At 64.9% G+C, this 13,603-nt stretch carries 12 protein-coding genes; 3 read left to right on the forward strand and 9 right to left on the reverse strand.

The window, feature by feature from the left end; translation table 11 throughout:
• Positions 1–8: 8 nt before the first annotated feature.
• The 5 genes from IWX77_RS07120 to IWX77_RS07140 all read right to left on the reverse strand — a co-directional run bounded on the left by IWX77_RS07120 (position 9) and on the right by IWX77_RS07140 (position 4,563).
• Entirely contained in the window at positions 9–1,820 is a 1,812-nt protein-coding gene (locus IWX77_RS07120) for a peptidoglycan D,D-transpeptidase FtsI family protein (protein WP_196843817.1), read from the reverse strand.
• A 27-nt stretch (positions 1,821–1,847) separates the two neighbouring features.
• Positions 1,848–2,417, reverse strand: coding sequence for a hypothetical protein (locus tag IWX77_RS07125; protein WP_196843818.1), 570 nt, complete (start codon positions 2,415–2,417; stop codon positions 1,848–1,850).
• Positions 2,414–3,370: a 16S rRNA (cytosine(1402)-N(4))-methyltransferase RsmH gene (rsmH, locus tag IWX77_RS07130; protein ID WP_196843819.1), complete on the reverse strand. Its 957-nt coding sequence runs from the start codon at positions 3,368–3,370 to the stop codon at positions 2,414–2,416. The genes IWX77_RS07125 and rsmH overlap by 4 nt, the downstream gene beginning before the upstream one ends.
• Positions 3,371–3,469: 99 nt before the next feature.
• Complete coding sequence (mraZ, locus tag IWX77_RS07135) at positions 3,470–3,901, reverse strand: division/cell wall cluster transcriptional repressor MraZ (RefSeq protein WP_092110083.1); 432 nt, start codon at positions 3,899–3,901, stop codon at positions 3,470–3,472.
• A gap of 284 nt (positions 3,902–4,185) precedes the next feature.
• A complete protein-coding gene (locus IWX77_RS07140) occupies positions 4,186–4,563 on the reverse strand; it encodes a DUF3040 domain-containing protein (protein WP_196843820.1) in 378 nt (125 codons plus the stop codon).
• 104 nt (positions 4,564–4,667) lie between these two features.
• Between IWX77_RS07140 and IWX77_RS07145 the strand changes: the two genes are divergently transcribed.
• Complete coding sequence (locus IWX77_RS07145) at positions 4,668–5,870, forward strand: polyprenyl synthetase family protein (protein ID WP_196843821.1); 1,203 nt, start codon at positions 4,668–4,670, stop codon at positions 5,868–5,870.
• A 63-nt stretch (positions 5,871–5,933) separates the two neighbouring features.
• On the opposite strand, the gene IWX77_RS07150 is transcribed toward IWX77_RS07145, so the two are convergent.
• Positions 5,934–6,275, reverse strand: a complete 342-nt coding sequence (locus IWX77_RS07150; protein WP_327012113.1) for an Rv2175c family DNA-binding protein — start codon at positions 6,273–6,275, stop codon at positions 5,934–5,936.
• Between the two features lie 200 nt (positions 6,276–6,475).
• Between IWX77_RS07150 and IWX77_RS07155 the strand changes: the two genes are divergently transcribed.
• Both IWX77_RS07155 and pknB read left to right on the forward strand, forming a co-directional pair.
• A complete protein-coding gene (locus IWX77_RS07155; protein WP_196843823.1) occupies positions 6,476–7,843 on the forward strand; it encodes a lytic transglycosylase in 1,368 nt (455 codons plus the stop codon).
• 158 nt (positions 7,844–8,001) lie between these two features.
• Complete coding sequence (pknB, locus tag IWX77_RS07160) at positions 8,002–9,945, forward strand: Stk1 family PASTA domain-containing Ser/Thr kinase (protein ID WP_442784437.1); 1,944 nt, start codon at positions 8,002–8,004, stop codon at positions 9,943–9,945.
• A gap of 352 nt (positions 9,946–10,297) precedes the next feature.
• Here pknB and IWX77_RS07165 read toward each other — a convergent pair whose 3' ends face one another.
• From IWX77_RS07165 to IWX77_RS07175, 3 genes are all read right to left on the reverse strand, one after another.
• Positions 10,298–11,668, reverse strand: coding sequence for a class II 3-deoxy-7-phosphoheptulonate synthase (locus IWX77_RS07165; RefSeq protein ID WP_196843825.1), 1,371 nt, complete (start codon positions 11,666–11,668; stop codon positions 10,298–10,300).
• A 99-nt stretch (positions 11,669–11,767) separates the two neighbouring features.
• The gene (locus IWX77_RS07170; protein ID WP_196843884.1) at positions 11,768–12,457 is read right to left on the reverse strand and encodes a lysophospholipid acyltransferase family protein; all 690 of its coding nucleotides are present in this window, start codon (positions 12,455–12,457) and stop codon (positions 11,768–11,770) included.
• 89 nt (positions 12,458–12,546) lie between these two features.
• A complete protein-coding gene (locus IWX77_RS07175; RefSeq protein WP_196843826.1) occupies positions 12,547–13,491 on the reverse strand; it encodes an ROK family glucokinase in 945 nt (314 codons plus the stop codon).
• Positions 13,492–13,603 lie beyond the last annotated feature (112 nt).

The raw sequence follows: 13,603 nt of genomic DNA on the forward strand, positions 1-13,603 counted from the left end.
TCGCTTTCTTACCAGGTGGAAGGGAGGTCAGGCGCAGTCGCGCCTGAGGGAACCGCCCGGTACTTTTTCAACACCTGGCTCATGATCTCCTGGAAAACCGGAGCCGGTGCGGCAGATGTGTTCAGTTTAACAGGGTCGGCGATGCTGACCGAGACGACATACTGCGGATCGTCGGCCGGAGCGAACCCGGACACCGACACCAGATACCCTTTGGAGTACCCACCCTTGCCGTCCGGCATCTGCGCGGTACCGGTCTTCGCGGCGACCCGATAGCCGGGAATGTTCCATTTGCTGGCCACCCAGCTCTTTTGGTACACCATCTCGAGCACATCGCTCGTTTTGTTCGCCGCCGTCTCGGACAGCACCCGGGTGCCGGTCCCGTTGGGCACGTTTGTCAGGGTGCCGTCGGCCTGCCGACAGCCCTCCACCAGCTGCACCGGCATGCGTACACCGTCGTTGGCGATGGTCTGGTAGATGCTCGCTACCTGCAGAGCGCTCGTGGTGAGGCCCTGCCCGAACATGGTCGCGTAGCTGGTCTGGTTGTCCCACGCATCAGCCGGGTGCAGGATTCCACCATCTTCTCGCGGAAAACCGGTCTCGGTCGCGGTGCCCACACCGAAGGCCTTCATATAGTCGAAACGCTGCTGATTGGTGAGCAGTTCGCCGAACTTGGACATGCCGGTGTTGCTCGAATCGATCAACACGCCGGTGAGGGTCATGTGCTGGTCGGGGTGCTGATGGCTGTCGTTGATATTGGCTCCGTTGGCCGGCAGATAGCGGTACGGAGCGACGATGCCGGTATCGAGCGTGGCAACTCCGGCATCGAGAACGGATGCCGCGGTGAGCGCTTTGAAGGTCGAGCCCGGTTCGAAGGACTGGGTGAAGGCGCGGGAGCCGCGATTCTGCGGGTTCTCGGTGCCGCCGACATTATTCGGGTCGACCGAGGGATAGTCGGCGACGGCGAGGAGCCTGCCGGACTTGGCGTCCTGCACGACCGCGGTCGCCCAGGCGGCCCCGGTTTCCTGCGCCCTCGCGGCGAGGGTCTGCTGCACGAACCATTGCAGGTCGGAGTCGATGGTGGTGACGACGTCGCCGCCGTCGACGGCTTCGGTATTCGTCACACTGCTGCCGGGAATACGCACGCCGTCGGCGCCTTTTTCGTAAGTCTCCGAGCCGTTGGTGGAGGCCAGGCAGGCATCCTGCCCGGATTCGAGGCCGGCTTGCGGCACGCCCTCCCCCGACAGGAAGCCGAGCACGTTGCCAGCGACGGCCCCGTTCGGATACACCCGGCTCGGGCTGTTTTCGGAATAGGTCCAGGGAATGTGCAGGTCCTGCACGGCGCGCAGAACGTCGACGTCGACTTTCTTTGCGACGTAGGCAAAGTTCGCCTTGGCGTTGGTCTTGAGGGCGGCCCCAATGGTCAACAGAACGGCGTCACCGGTTTGGCCGGTGGCGGCACCGATTTCGGCGGCAGCGTCGGCCACCGAGATCTCGACCTTCTTGCCGTCGACGGTGCGCTTGAATGGTGTCGCATTCACCGGGGACATGGTGATGTTGTATCGCATGACCGTTCCGGCCAGCACGACACCGTTGGTGTCGACGATCTCGCCCCGCGAACCGTAGACCACCTGGCCGACCGAGCGGTTTCCCACGGAGTCGGCGGTGAGCGAATCGGCCTGCACCACCTGAATGTCGACCAAGCGCACCAGGAACACGCCGATCACTGCGAACAGCACGACAATGGTGAAAAAGGTGCGCCGACGGCTGGACCGTGAGTTAGTCGGGTTGTTGTTTCGGGCACTGCTGTTGCGCACGCTCATCTGCCCATCTTGGTCGACTCGGGGAAACTATCGGGTAGTGGGCGCCGCGAGTCCCGCAGGAACTACCGGAGCGCTCGTAATGGCCACGGTGCCGGCCGTCGCCGCCGCGTCGTCGGGCAGCTGGGACAGCAGGGGGCTGCCGGTCAGCAGGGCGTTGGGAACGAGGCTGGCCGCTCCGGCCTGCGAACCCGACGCCGAGGCCGGAGCGCCCAAAACAGCGCCGTCGGACAGACGCAGGTAGACGGGGTCGGAGTTGCTGACCATGCCCAGCCCCTCGGCGTTGGCGGCGAGGCTTTGCGGGGACGACACCCGCACGAGGTCTTCACTCAAGCTCGCGGCCGTGCGGCCGAGCTCGGACTGGCTCGACTGCAGGCTCGAGATTTCGTAAGCGCCCTGGGAGATGCCAACGCTCAGCAGGAGCTGAGCGACGATGATGGCGGCCATGCCAGCCACTGCGGTGAAGGCATAGAAGATGCGCGGCCGAGCCCGAGGGCTCGGCGTCGACGAGACCAGACGAAACCCACGATGTGCCGGTGCCGGAGTTTCGAACTGTTCGCGTTCAACCGCGAAAGACACGCGTGCCAGGTTGTCGCTCATGCGGCGGCCCTTCTCAGTCGTTCGGCGGCGCGCAGCCGTACCGGCGTCGCGCGGGGGTTGATGGCCTTCTCCTCGTCGGAAGCCAGTTCGGCTCCGCGCAGCAGCAGGGTGAAGAGTGGTTTGTGTTCGGGCAGTTCCACCGGAAGGCCGGCGGGAGCTGTGGAGCCGGATGCCGCGGCGAGGGCCCGCTTGACGATGCGGTCCTCGAGGGACTGGTACGCCATGACGACGATGCGGCCACCGACGGCGACGCGGTCGAGTGCGGCGGGAATGGCCCGTTCGAGCACGGCAAGTTCCTGGTTGACCTCGATGCGCAGCGCCTGGAATACCCGCTTGGCCGGGTGACCGAGGCGCTGAATGGCGACCGGGGTGGCCTTGGTGATCACGTCGACCAGTTGCGCCGAGCGCACGAAAGGAGCCGTTTCGCGGGCCTCGATGATGGCCTTGGCGTAGCGGGCGGAAAGTTTCTCTTCGCCGTAGTCCTGAAAGATGCGCTTGAGATCGCGTTCGCTGTAATCGGCGAGGATGCTCTCGGCGGTCAGGCCGGCGGTGCCGTCCATGCGCATGTCGAGAGGGGCATCCTTTGAGTAGGAGAAGCCACGTTCGACGCGGTCGATCTGCAGCGAGGAGACGCCGAGGTCGAAGAGCACACCGGCGACCTCACCGATGCCGAGTCCATCGAGAGCCTCGCCGATACCGTCGTAGACGGTGTGTACGAGATGAACCCGGTCGCCAAAGCCCTTGAGGCGTTCCTCGGCGATCGCGAGGGCCTCGGTGTCGCGATCGAGGCCGACGAGGGTCAGACCGGAGAAGCGGGACAGGATCGCTTCGGCGTGGCCGCCCATGCCCAGTGTCGCATCGACGAGCACAGCGCCGGGCTTGGTGAGCGCCGGAGCGAGCAGCTCGACGCACCGTTCGAGCAGTACCGGGGTGTGAATATCATTGCTGGCCATAATGCCGGGATAGTCCGTGAGACCTGATTCCCCTCCATTTCGTCCTGGCACCGGGGAAGTGTGTCAGGGCGAAAACGGCTGGGAGTCAGGCGCCAGGGGCTAGAAGAGTCCCGGAATCACCTCCTCCGTCGTGTTGGCGTACGAGGTTTCCTGCTCGGCGAGGTACGTTGCCCACGCTTCGCTGTCCCAAATCTCGACTCGGCTGCCAGCACCGATGACGGTCAGTTCCCGGTCAAGTCCCGCATAGCTGCGGAGGTTGCCGGGGATGGTGACGCGGTTTTGTTTGTCCGGTGTTTCCGAGCTTGCACCCGACAGGAACACCCGGAGGTAGTCACGAGCTTGCTTGCTCGTGACCGGCGCCTGGCGGATTTTGTCGTGCAGCGTCTCGAATTCGCGGGTGCTGAAGACGTAGATGCAGTGTTCCTGTCCCCGCGTCATCACAACACCGGTGGAGAGTTCGTCCCGAAACTTCGCGGGAAGAATGATGCGACCTTTTTCGTCGAGCCGGGGGGCGTAGGTGCCAAGGAACACGCTCACCCCTTTCTTCCGGCCAGATTCAGGTGTGGCTCCACTTTACTCCACCTTCAACCACTAACCTAAGAAAATGGACCGATTTTGCGAGTTAATCGACAAATTAGCCCGAATTCATTGAAAATTATCGGTGGAGGAGAATGGAGCATTTTTTCGCAGAATGGATGCTTCCGGCCCATTCTTGGGCACAAAAAAAGGGCCGATCAGATGATCGGCCCTGTCAGGCTGCGAATTCTTGAGTTATGGACGCACGGTGGAGGGTCTGCGTTTACCGAGGTGTCGCGCTACTGACCATCCTGGCGGCGGTCCCAACGATCGTTCAGGCGCTCCATGAAGCCCTGGTTGGACTTGGCCTGGGCTGGACGACGACCCGGTGACGACGGCCCCGGAAGGGAGGGATTGGCTCTGCCGGGCGTCACGGCGATGAGCACCCCGCCGAACATGACGATGAAGCCGAGAATACCGAGCCAGAGCTGCGCAATGGCAACACCCGCGATGAGGGCGACAATGCCGGCGACCGCAAGCAATACGCCGATCGCAATGGAACGATAGTTCGGGCGAAGTCGCGAAGCTCCAACGCTTGCGACAAAGTCGGCATCGTTGTGATAGAGGCTGCGCTCCATCTCTTCAAGGAGTCGCTGCTCCTGTTCCGAAAGCGGCATCTCATTCCCTCCATTACGGGATCGAGCGGGTGGGTTGACAAGTTCGAACTGGGTACGAACGATCTACCCAATTCTAACCCCGCCGTGGTGGCTAGGCTATACGAGTGTCTGAAAGCAAACGCCTGGTCGACTTGGTTCAATCTCGCATCGACGAGTACCTCATGTCCCGCGAACCAATTGTGACCCTGATCAGCTCCGATCTGACTCCCCTAATCGACTTCTCACGGCAGTTTCTCAGCGGTGGAAAGCGCTTTCGAGCCCAGTTTTGTTACTGGGGTGCGCAGAGCATTCTGCTCCCCGATTGCGACGCCCAAACGGGCCCAGAATCGGGCCCCGAGCCAGTCAAGAAAGCGGCGGGAGAACCGGTGGACGGTGCGGCCGACGAGGGCGCAGCATCCGCTGCCGCGGTGCCCTTAGCAGCCGGGTTGGCGGCGGTTGTGTCGGCAGCCAGCGCACTCGAGATTTTTCACGCGGCGGCGCTCGTGCACGACGACATCATCGATAATTCCGACACCCGTCGCGGGGCCCCCAGCGCTCACAAGCTGTTCGAAAGTTTGCACCAGAGTGAGGGCTGGGCCGGCGACCCTGTCTCGTTCGGTCGCGCGTCGGCTATTCTGCTCGGCGACCTGCTGCTCGGCTGGAGCGATGAACTGCTCGACGAAGGACTCTACGAACTCACCGATCGGGCCGCGGCCCGGCGAGCCCGCCTCGAGTTCAACCACATGCGCACCGAGGTCACGGCCGGGCAATACCTCGACATTCTGGAGGAACGCGCCTGGCTCGCCCAGCCGGAGGCGGAGCTGCTCGATCGGGCCTTGCGGGTGATCGTGTACAAGTCCGCCAAGTACAGCGTTCAGGCCCCGCTGGTGATCGGGGCGGCGCTGGCCGGCGCCTCGGCCGCACAACTGACCTCGCTGCGTGCGTTCGGCCTGCCGCTCGGCATGGCCTACCAGCTGCGCGACGACCTGCTCGGGGTGTTCGGCGACGCCACGTTGACCGGCAAACCGAGCGGGGACGATCTGACCGAGGGCAAGCGCACGGTATTGATCGCGCTGGCTCGAGAGCGCCTCGAGGACACGGATCGCACGTCGCTCGACGCTCAGCTCGGTGACCCCACGCTCGACGCCGCGCAGATTCGCGCGCTGCAGCAGCTGATTGCGGCCAGCGGCGCAATCGACCGGGTCGAGACTCTCATCGAGTCGCAGGTGGCTGAGGCGTTGGCAGCGCTGCAGACAGCGCCCATCAGTGCCGGGGCCCAGCAGAAACTGCTGGACCTCACCGATCGGGTGACGCGCCGAACGTTCTGACCGGAACGCGTTCTGGTTTGGCCAGGGCCTGTATAGGCAGGGCCTTGGCTGGGTGAGGCCTGTTCAGGCGAGGGCCTGGGCGACCCGACGCACTTCGGCCTTACGGCCGGCGCGGAGGGCTTCGATCGGGGGGACACCCAGGCTGTCGTCGACCTCGAGCAGCCAGGTCATGGCCTGCATGTCGGTGAAGCCGTCGTCGGCCAACACGAAAAGGGTGCCGCGGAGTTCGGGTACCGGAACGCCGTCACGTAGAAAGAGGGAAGGGACCGATACGACGTTGTCCCGCCGGATGGCCAGCAGGTACTTGTCGTCGATCAGGTGCCGCACGCGGCTCTGGCTCATTCCGAGCAGGTTGACAAGGGCAGGAATAGTAAGCCACTCGGGCTCTGAAGACACATCACTCACTCGTTAAGCTTCCCATGATTTGCGGCCGCGGCAAAACCTCCGGGCGCTTTTTATCGTGATCAGTGCCATTTCGTGCCACCCGTTCAATTGACTCCCCCTGATAATTGTGAAAACCTCGCAGTGGGGATTGTTGCAGACGCCACGTTGCTGTACGAACTCTCTGTGCACAATGATCCGGTACGCGCAATGAACGGAGCACCATGTCGACCAGGGTGAAAACGAATACACCGGATGCCGCGGCGTCCGCTGCACGAAACGCAGGCCTTCCCGAGGCGAGCGTCGCCGTCGCCTTTTCTGGTGCTGGCGCTGATGACACTGCCAAGCGGCGGGAAAAGAAGTCGAGCGACCTGCGTTCCCGGCCGGCAATACTGACCGTGCCGATCGTGCTCGTCAGCACGATCGCAATCAGCCTCAACCTCGCCGCGCCCGCCCAGGCTCAGGCCCTGGCGAAGAAGCCGCTCGAGTCCAAGCTCGCCGAGACCACTCCCGTGCTCGCCGTAGCAGCGGTCGCCCAGGCCGTGCAGATCGCGCCCGCCCTGTACCCGGTCGTGGACGGCGACACCGTGAGCGGCATCGCCGCGCGGTTCGGCCTGTCGACGGCGACCGTGCTGGCGCTGAACGGTCTCGATTCCCGGGCCTTGATTTTTGCCGGCCAGGTTCTGACCCTGACCCAGGCGGGGGCGCCGACCGCTGCCCCAGCGGAAACCGCTAGCGCCGTACCGAACAACTCCACCGTACCGAACAACTACACAGTGCAGAGCGGCGACACCATCAGCGCAATAGCCGCCGCCCACGGCCTGAAGGCCGCTGATGTTCTCGGAGCCAACGGCCTGACCGATAGCAGCGTCATTTATCCCGGTAACAGTGTGCTTCTCACCATAGCCCCCGCGATGGAGTCGGCCGCGTACATCGCACCCGTGACCAGTGGCGCTGCAGCAGCCACGTACACGATCGCCTCCGGCGAAACCATTGCCGCTGTGGCCAACGCGTCTGGGGTGAGCGTGCAGGCGGTGCTCGACGCCAACGGCCTCGGCTGGTCGAGCATTATCTATCCCGGGCAGGTGCTGACCCTGCCGCTGACCGCGGCACCGGCGTCCGTTTCAACCGCAACGGTGCCAGCCCCCGCACCGATCACGGTCGCAACGGCTGGTGTGGTCACCCCGATGTCGGAGGAAATGCGGCAGAACGCCCAAACGATCGTTTCGGTCGGGCGGGGCGTCGGAGTGAGCAATGCCGGTCTCGTCGTGGCACTGGCCGCAGCGGCCCAGGAATCGGGGCTGCGCAACGTGGACTACGGCGACCGGGATTCGCTCGGCCTGTTCCAGCAGCGGCCGAGCGCCGGCTGGGGTACCCCGGAGCAGGTGATGGACCCGGTGTGGGCCAGTCTCGCCTTCTTCGGCGGCACGAGCAACCCGAACCCGAACGTGACCCGGGGGCTGCTCGACATCGCCGACTGGGAATCGATGACCGTGACCCAGGCGGCCCAAGCCGTGCAGATTTCGGCGTACCCCGACTACTACGCGAAGTGGGAAACCTCGGCACTGGCCTGGGTCAGCCAGATCGGCTAGCCCCCGTGCGGGCTCGAACCGGTGGCCGGGTCCCTGACCCCGACTACCGACCCCTGACCCCTGACCCCTGACCGGGATCGTGCAGCCTGCGCGCCGCGCGCCGGTGCCGCCGTCGAATTCCGTAGAATCAAGGAGTGAGCGTTCCCTCGACCGACCCGATGATCGGCCGTCTAATAGACGGCCGATATCAAGTGCGCTCGCGCATCGCGCGCGGCGGCATGGCCACCGTCTACCTCGCCACCGACTTGCGCCTGGAACGCCGCGTCGCAATCAAGATCATGCACGGCCATCTCGCCGACGATAGCGCGTTCAAGATCCGGTTCATTCAGGAGGCGCGATCGGCCGCCCGACTGGCCCACCCCAACGTCGTGAACGTGTTCGACCAGGGCCAAGACGCCGATATGGCCTACCTCGTCATGGAATATCTGCCGGGCATCACCCTGCGTGACCTGCTCAAGGATTACGGCCGGCTCACCCCCGAGCAAACCCTCGACATTCTCGAAGCCGTGCTCAGCGGGCTCGCGGCTGCCCACAAGGCGGGCATCGTGCACCGCGACGTCAAGCCGGAGAACGTGCTGCTCGCCGACGACGGACGCATCAAGATCAGCGACTTCGGCCTGGCCCGCGCGGTCAACAACAACACGGCGACGGGCCAGGCCCTCCTCGGCACCATCGCCTATCTCTCCCCCGAACTCGTCACCCGCGGCATCGCTGACGCGCGCAGCGACATCTATGCCCTCGGCATCATGACCTTCGAAATGCTCACCGGCGAGCAGCCCTATGTGGGTGAAGCTCCCATGCAGATCGCCTACCAGCACGCCAACGACACGGTTCCGATGCCGAGCAGCAAGGTCGCCTCCGTTCCCCGCGAACTCGACGAACTTGTACTGTGGGCCACCGCACGCGACCCCGAAGACCGTCCCCGTGACGCCCGGGTCATGCTCGACCAACTGCACGATGTGAGCGCGCTCGTGCGCGGCGGCACCCATGAACTGACCCTGCAGTCGACCATGGTGCTGCCCACCAGCCTGCGCACCGGCGTCAACGCGGTAGCGGATGCCGAAACCCAGGTTCTCCGTGCCAGGCTCGCTCCCACGAAACCTCCCGCCGCGACCCTGCTGGGCATCCACCCGGTCGGCACCGGCCCGGTCGGCCCGCCCGACAGCGGCGACCTGCTGAGCAAAAAAGCCGACAAGCGCAAGCGCCGCGGCTTCTGGCTGTTCGCACTCGTGATTCTCATCACCGCGGCCCTTGGCGGAACCGGCTGGTACTTCGGATCCGGCCCAGGGTCCGACGTGGTGGTGCCCGACTTCGCATCGGCTTCCCCGCAGGCAGCCTCGTCCCAGCTGACCGAGCTCGGTCTGAAACCCGAGCTGGGCGGCGCCTTCAGCGCCACGATCGCCGAGGGTCTCGTCATCGGCACCGATCCCGATACCGGCAGCCGCGTACCGCAGGACAGCACGGTCACAGTCATCGTCTCCCAGGGGTTGCAGCCCATCACACTCCCCGCCCTGGCCGGGTCAACGCAGGCGCAGGCATCCGCTGTCATCACCGAATTGAAAGCCGTGGTCGGCAGCATCGACCCGGTCTTCAACGGTGACGTGCCCGAGGGCTCCGTCATCTCCGCGAGCAAAGAAACCGACGGTGCCGATGTCTCGGCCGGGGGCGAATACTTCGAAGGTCTGACCGTCAACCTCGTCGTGTCACTCGGGGCCATTCCCAACGTCGACGGCAAGTCCGTGGCCGAAGCCACCGACATTCTGGCCGGTCAGAACCTGCTCGTGGTGTCGGGCGAGCAGACCTATAGCGACACCGTTTCCGAGGGCAACGTCATCACCGCCCGGGTACCCGACGGCACCATTCGAGGGGGTGCCACCCTCACCCTGGTCATTTCCCGAGGCCCCGAGCCTGTCATAGTGCCTGATGTCATCGGCAAGTCGTGGGGCGACGCCAAAGCGATTCTCGAAGCCGCCGATCTGAAGCTGGAATACAACATTTTCGCCGATGCCGCACCCGGCTTGTTCACCGTGACCAAGGTCACTCCGGGGCCCGGACAATCAGTTCCCAGGGGTTCCACCGTCAAAATCAACTTCTCGGCCTAGCCTCGCGGGCCAGAAGCGGAAGGCGGGACGTCACCGAAGGAGTGCGGCCAAATACGTGGAGCGTAGGCACCCACGCTTCTGCGATAAGTCCAGCCTCAGACGTGGAGCACGCACTCTCCAGGTGACCACCAACGTCGCGATGCGCGGGAGCTGCGCCACTGCGCGGGAGGCGCAACTCGCGCGCACCTGCGTAGCTCCCGCGCGTCGTGTTGCGCGGGACTTCTGGCCAAGCAACAACTCCCGCGCACTGGCGTAGCTCCCGCGCAGCGTTTTCGGGCCCACGTTCCGGGCCCGGGCCCCGTGCGGAATGCGTGGGGAATGCGTACGGAATGCGTGCGGAATGCGTGGGGCTCTAGCGGACCGCGAGCTCTTCAGCAACCAGGAAGGCCAGCTCAAGCGACTGCGTGTGGTTCAGGCGAGGATCGCAGAGCGACTCGTAGCGGGTCGCCAGGGCGGCCTCGTCAATGTGCTCCGACCCGCCGAGGCACTCGGTGACATCATCGCCGGTGAGCTCAACGTGAATTCCACCGGGGTGAGTCCCCGCGGCACGGTGCGCATCGAAGAAACCCTTGACCTCGTCGACGACGTCATCGAAACGACGGGTCTTGTAGCCGGTCGGCGTGGTGACGCCGTTGCCGTGCATGGGGTCGGTGACCCACAGCGGCGTCGCTTCGCTCGTTTTGATGGCCTCAAGCAGCGGCGGCAAAGCATCCCGCACCTTGCCGGCACCCATACGGGTGATGAAGGTCAGACGGCCCGGTTCGCGGTTCGGGTCGAGCTTGTCGACGAGGCGCAGCATGTCGTCGGCCGAGGTGGTCGGGCCGAGCTTGACGCCGATCGGGTTGCGCACTCGCGACAAGAAGTCCACGTGGGCGCCATCGAGGTCGCGGGTGCGTTCGCCGATCCAGATGAAGTGTGCCGAGGTGTTGTACGGCGTGCCGGTGCGCGAGTCGATGCGGGTCATCGGGCGCTCGTAGTCCATCAACAAGCCCTCGTGGCTGGTGTAGAACTCGGTGCGTCGCATGGCCTCGAAGTCAGCGCCGCACGCGATCATGAACTTGATCGCCCGGTCGATGTCCTTGGCCAGGCCTTCGTAGCGCTGATTGGCCGGGTTGGCGGCGAAGCCCTGATTCCAGCTGTGTACCTGGCGCAGGTCGGCGAAACCACCCTGCGTGAAGGCGCGAATGAGATTAAGCGTGGAGGCGGCGGTGTGGTACGCCTTGACCAGCCGATCCGGGTCGGCTTCGCGCGACTGGGGGGTGAACGGGTAACCGTTGACGATGTCGCCGCGGTACGCCGGCAGAGTCACGGCGCCGCGGGTCTCGAAGTCGCTTGAGCGCGGCTTGGCGAACTGGCCGGCCATGCGCCCCATCTTGATCACGGGCATCGACGCACCGTAGGTGAGCACGACGGCCATCTGCAGCACGGTCTTGACCCGGTTGCGAATCTGATCGGCCGTGGCACCGCTGAACGTCTCGGCGCAGTCGCCGCCCTGCAGCAGAAAACCCTGTCCGCCAGCGGCCTGGGCGAGCCGGTCGCGCAGAATGTCGACCTCACCGGCAAAGACGAGCGGCGGCTGGGTGGCCAGCTCAGCGGATGCCGCAGCCACCTTTCCAGCGTCGGGCCAGGTCGGCTGCTGCTTGATCGGCAGGGTGCGCCAGTGGTCGAGACCCGTGATGACAGAAGCTTCTGCGGCAACGATGGGTTCGGTGGGGTCTACCACGGGATGGTTCCTGTTTTCTATACTGAACCGGCAACTCGTACCGACCCGAAATGGATGAGGTGCTGCAACGCTCAACGCGCAGACAGCACTTCCGCCAGCCTATCGCGAAAGGCTGGCCCGCTTTTCTTTGACCGACGAGGCGTAGACGTCGACGTAGTCCTGCGTGCTGAGTCGCTGCAGCTCGTACATGAGCTCGTCGGTGACGCTGCGCAGCACGAACCGGTCGCCCTCCATGCCCTCAAACCGGGTGAAGTCAAGCGGTTTGCCAATGACGATACCGATGCGACGCACCTGCGGAATCCGCGTTCCGGTCGGCATGGCCTTCTCGGTATCGATCATAGCCACCGGAATGACCGTCACGCCCGATTCCAGCACCATCCGCGCGACGCCGGTTCGACCTCGATACAGGCGGGCGTCAGGGCTGCGGGTGCCCTCGGGATAGATTCCGAGAATGCGGCCTTCGCCGAGAACCCGCAGGCCCGTGTTGAGCGAATCCTCCGAGGCCTTGCCGCCCGACCGGTCGATGGGAAGCTGTCCGGCCGCGGTGAGAAACTGCCGCGTCGCCCAGCCCTTGAGCCCCGTGCCGGTGAAATAGTCGCTCTTGGCCAGAAAAGCCACGCGGCGCGGCACGACGAGCGGCAGAAAAACCGAGTCGATGAATGACAGGTGGTTGCTGGCCAGAATGACCGGACCGGTCTTCGGAATGTTCTCCAGGCCGATGATCCACGGTCGAAACAGCGAGAGCAACAGCGGGCCAATGACGACGTTCTTCATGATCCAGTAGAACATTCGCACTCCCTTATCCGACGAGGAAAGCTTAGTCCGCCTGCCGCATCCAAGCGGATGCCACCGCGCGCGACACGTGAATACCGCTCCGGTCAGCGCACCGCGTGCAGCCGGGCGAGGTCGGCCGCACCGACGACACCAGCATCATTGACGAGCTGGGCGGTGGCAAACTCTGCTTCCGGATGGTATCCGCGGGCTGGCAGGTAATCGAGGTAGGCAGCGCGAACCGGCTCGAGCAGCAGGTCGCCGGCGGCTGCCACTCCCCCGCCGAACACGAACACCTGGGGGTCGAGCACGGCGCCGAGGCTCGCGCAGGCCTGTCCGAGGGCGCCGCCGAGCTGGCGGAGGGCTGCGAGGGCGCCGCCGTCACCGTTCCGAATCAGCCGTCCGACCTCGTTGCCGGTGAGTTTGCCGCGCCGGTCGCGGGCGCCGGCCAGGCCGAGGCCGATGCCGCCGGCATCCGCAAATTCGTTGGCGATGCGCAGCAAAGCCCGACCAGAGCCGTATTGTTCCAGGCAGCCATGCGCGCCGCAGCCGCACGGCAGCCCGTCGGGAACAACGCGCAGGTGGCCGAGTTCGGCGCCCGCGCCGAAACCGCCGCGGAACAGGGCGTTGTTGGTGACGATTGCCCCGCCGACGCCGGTGCCGATGGTCAGGGTGACCATGTCGGTGTACGGGCGGCCGGCGCCGAAGCGGAATTCGGCCCAGCCGGCGGCGTTGGCATCGTTTTCGATGATGATGGGCAGGTCGATCCGTGCCTCGAGCTTGTCGCGGAACGGCTCATTGCGCCAACTGATATTCGGGGCGTAGTAGACCGTTGACTGGGCGGAGTCGATGAATCCGGCAGCGGCGACCCCCGCCGCGACGACCTCCTCGCCCTCGGACAGCGCCAGGATCATCGCGACCACCGTGTCTTCGATCTCGCCCGGGTTACCCGGCGTGGTCGGCTGCCGGTCAGAGCGGATGATGGCGCCCGCCTCGTCGACGAGCGCTCCGGCGATCTTGGTGCCCCCGATATCGATACCTATGGCGTGCACGGGGCACCTTTCGTTCGGGGTGATCGGGAAGTGGAGTGGCGGCACCGGTGACGGCGCCTGACACCATCTAGAGTGTAGTAAACCAGTTTGCCGCTGCACGAAACACCCGCTC

This window comes from Cryobacterium sp. CAN_C2, from assembly GCF_015751745.1.
Lineage (GTDB): Bacteria > Actinomycetota > Actinomycetes > Actinomycetales > Microbacteriaceae > Cryobacterium.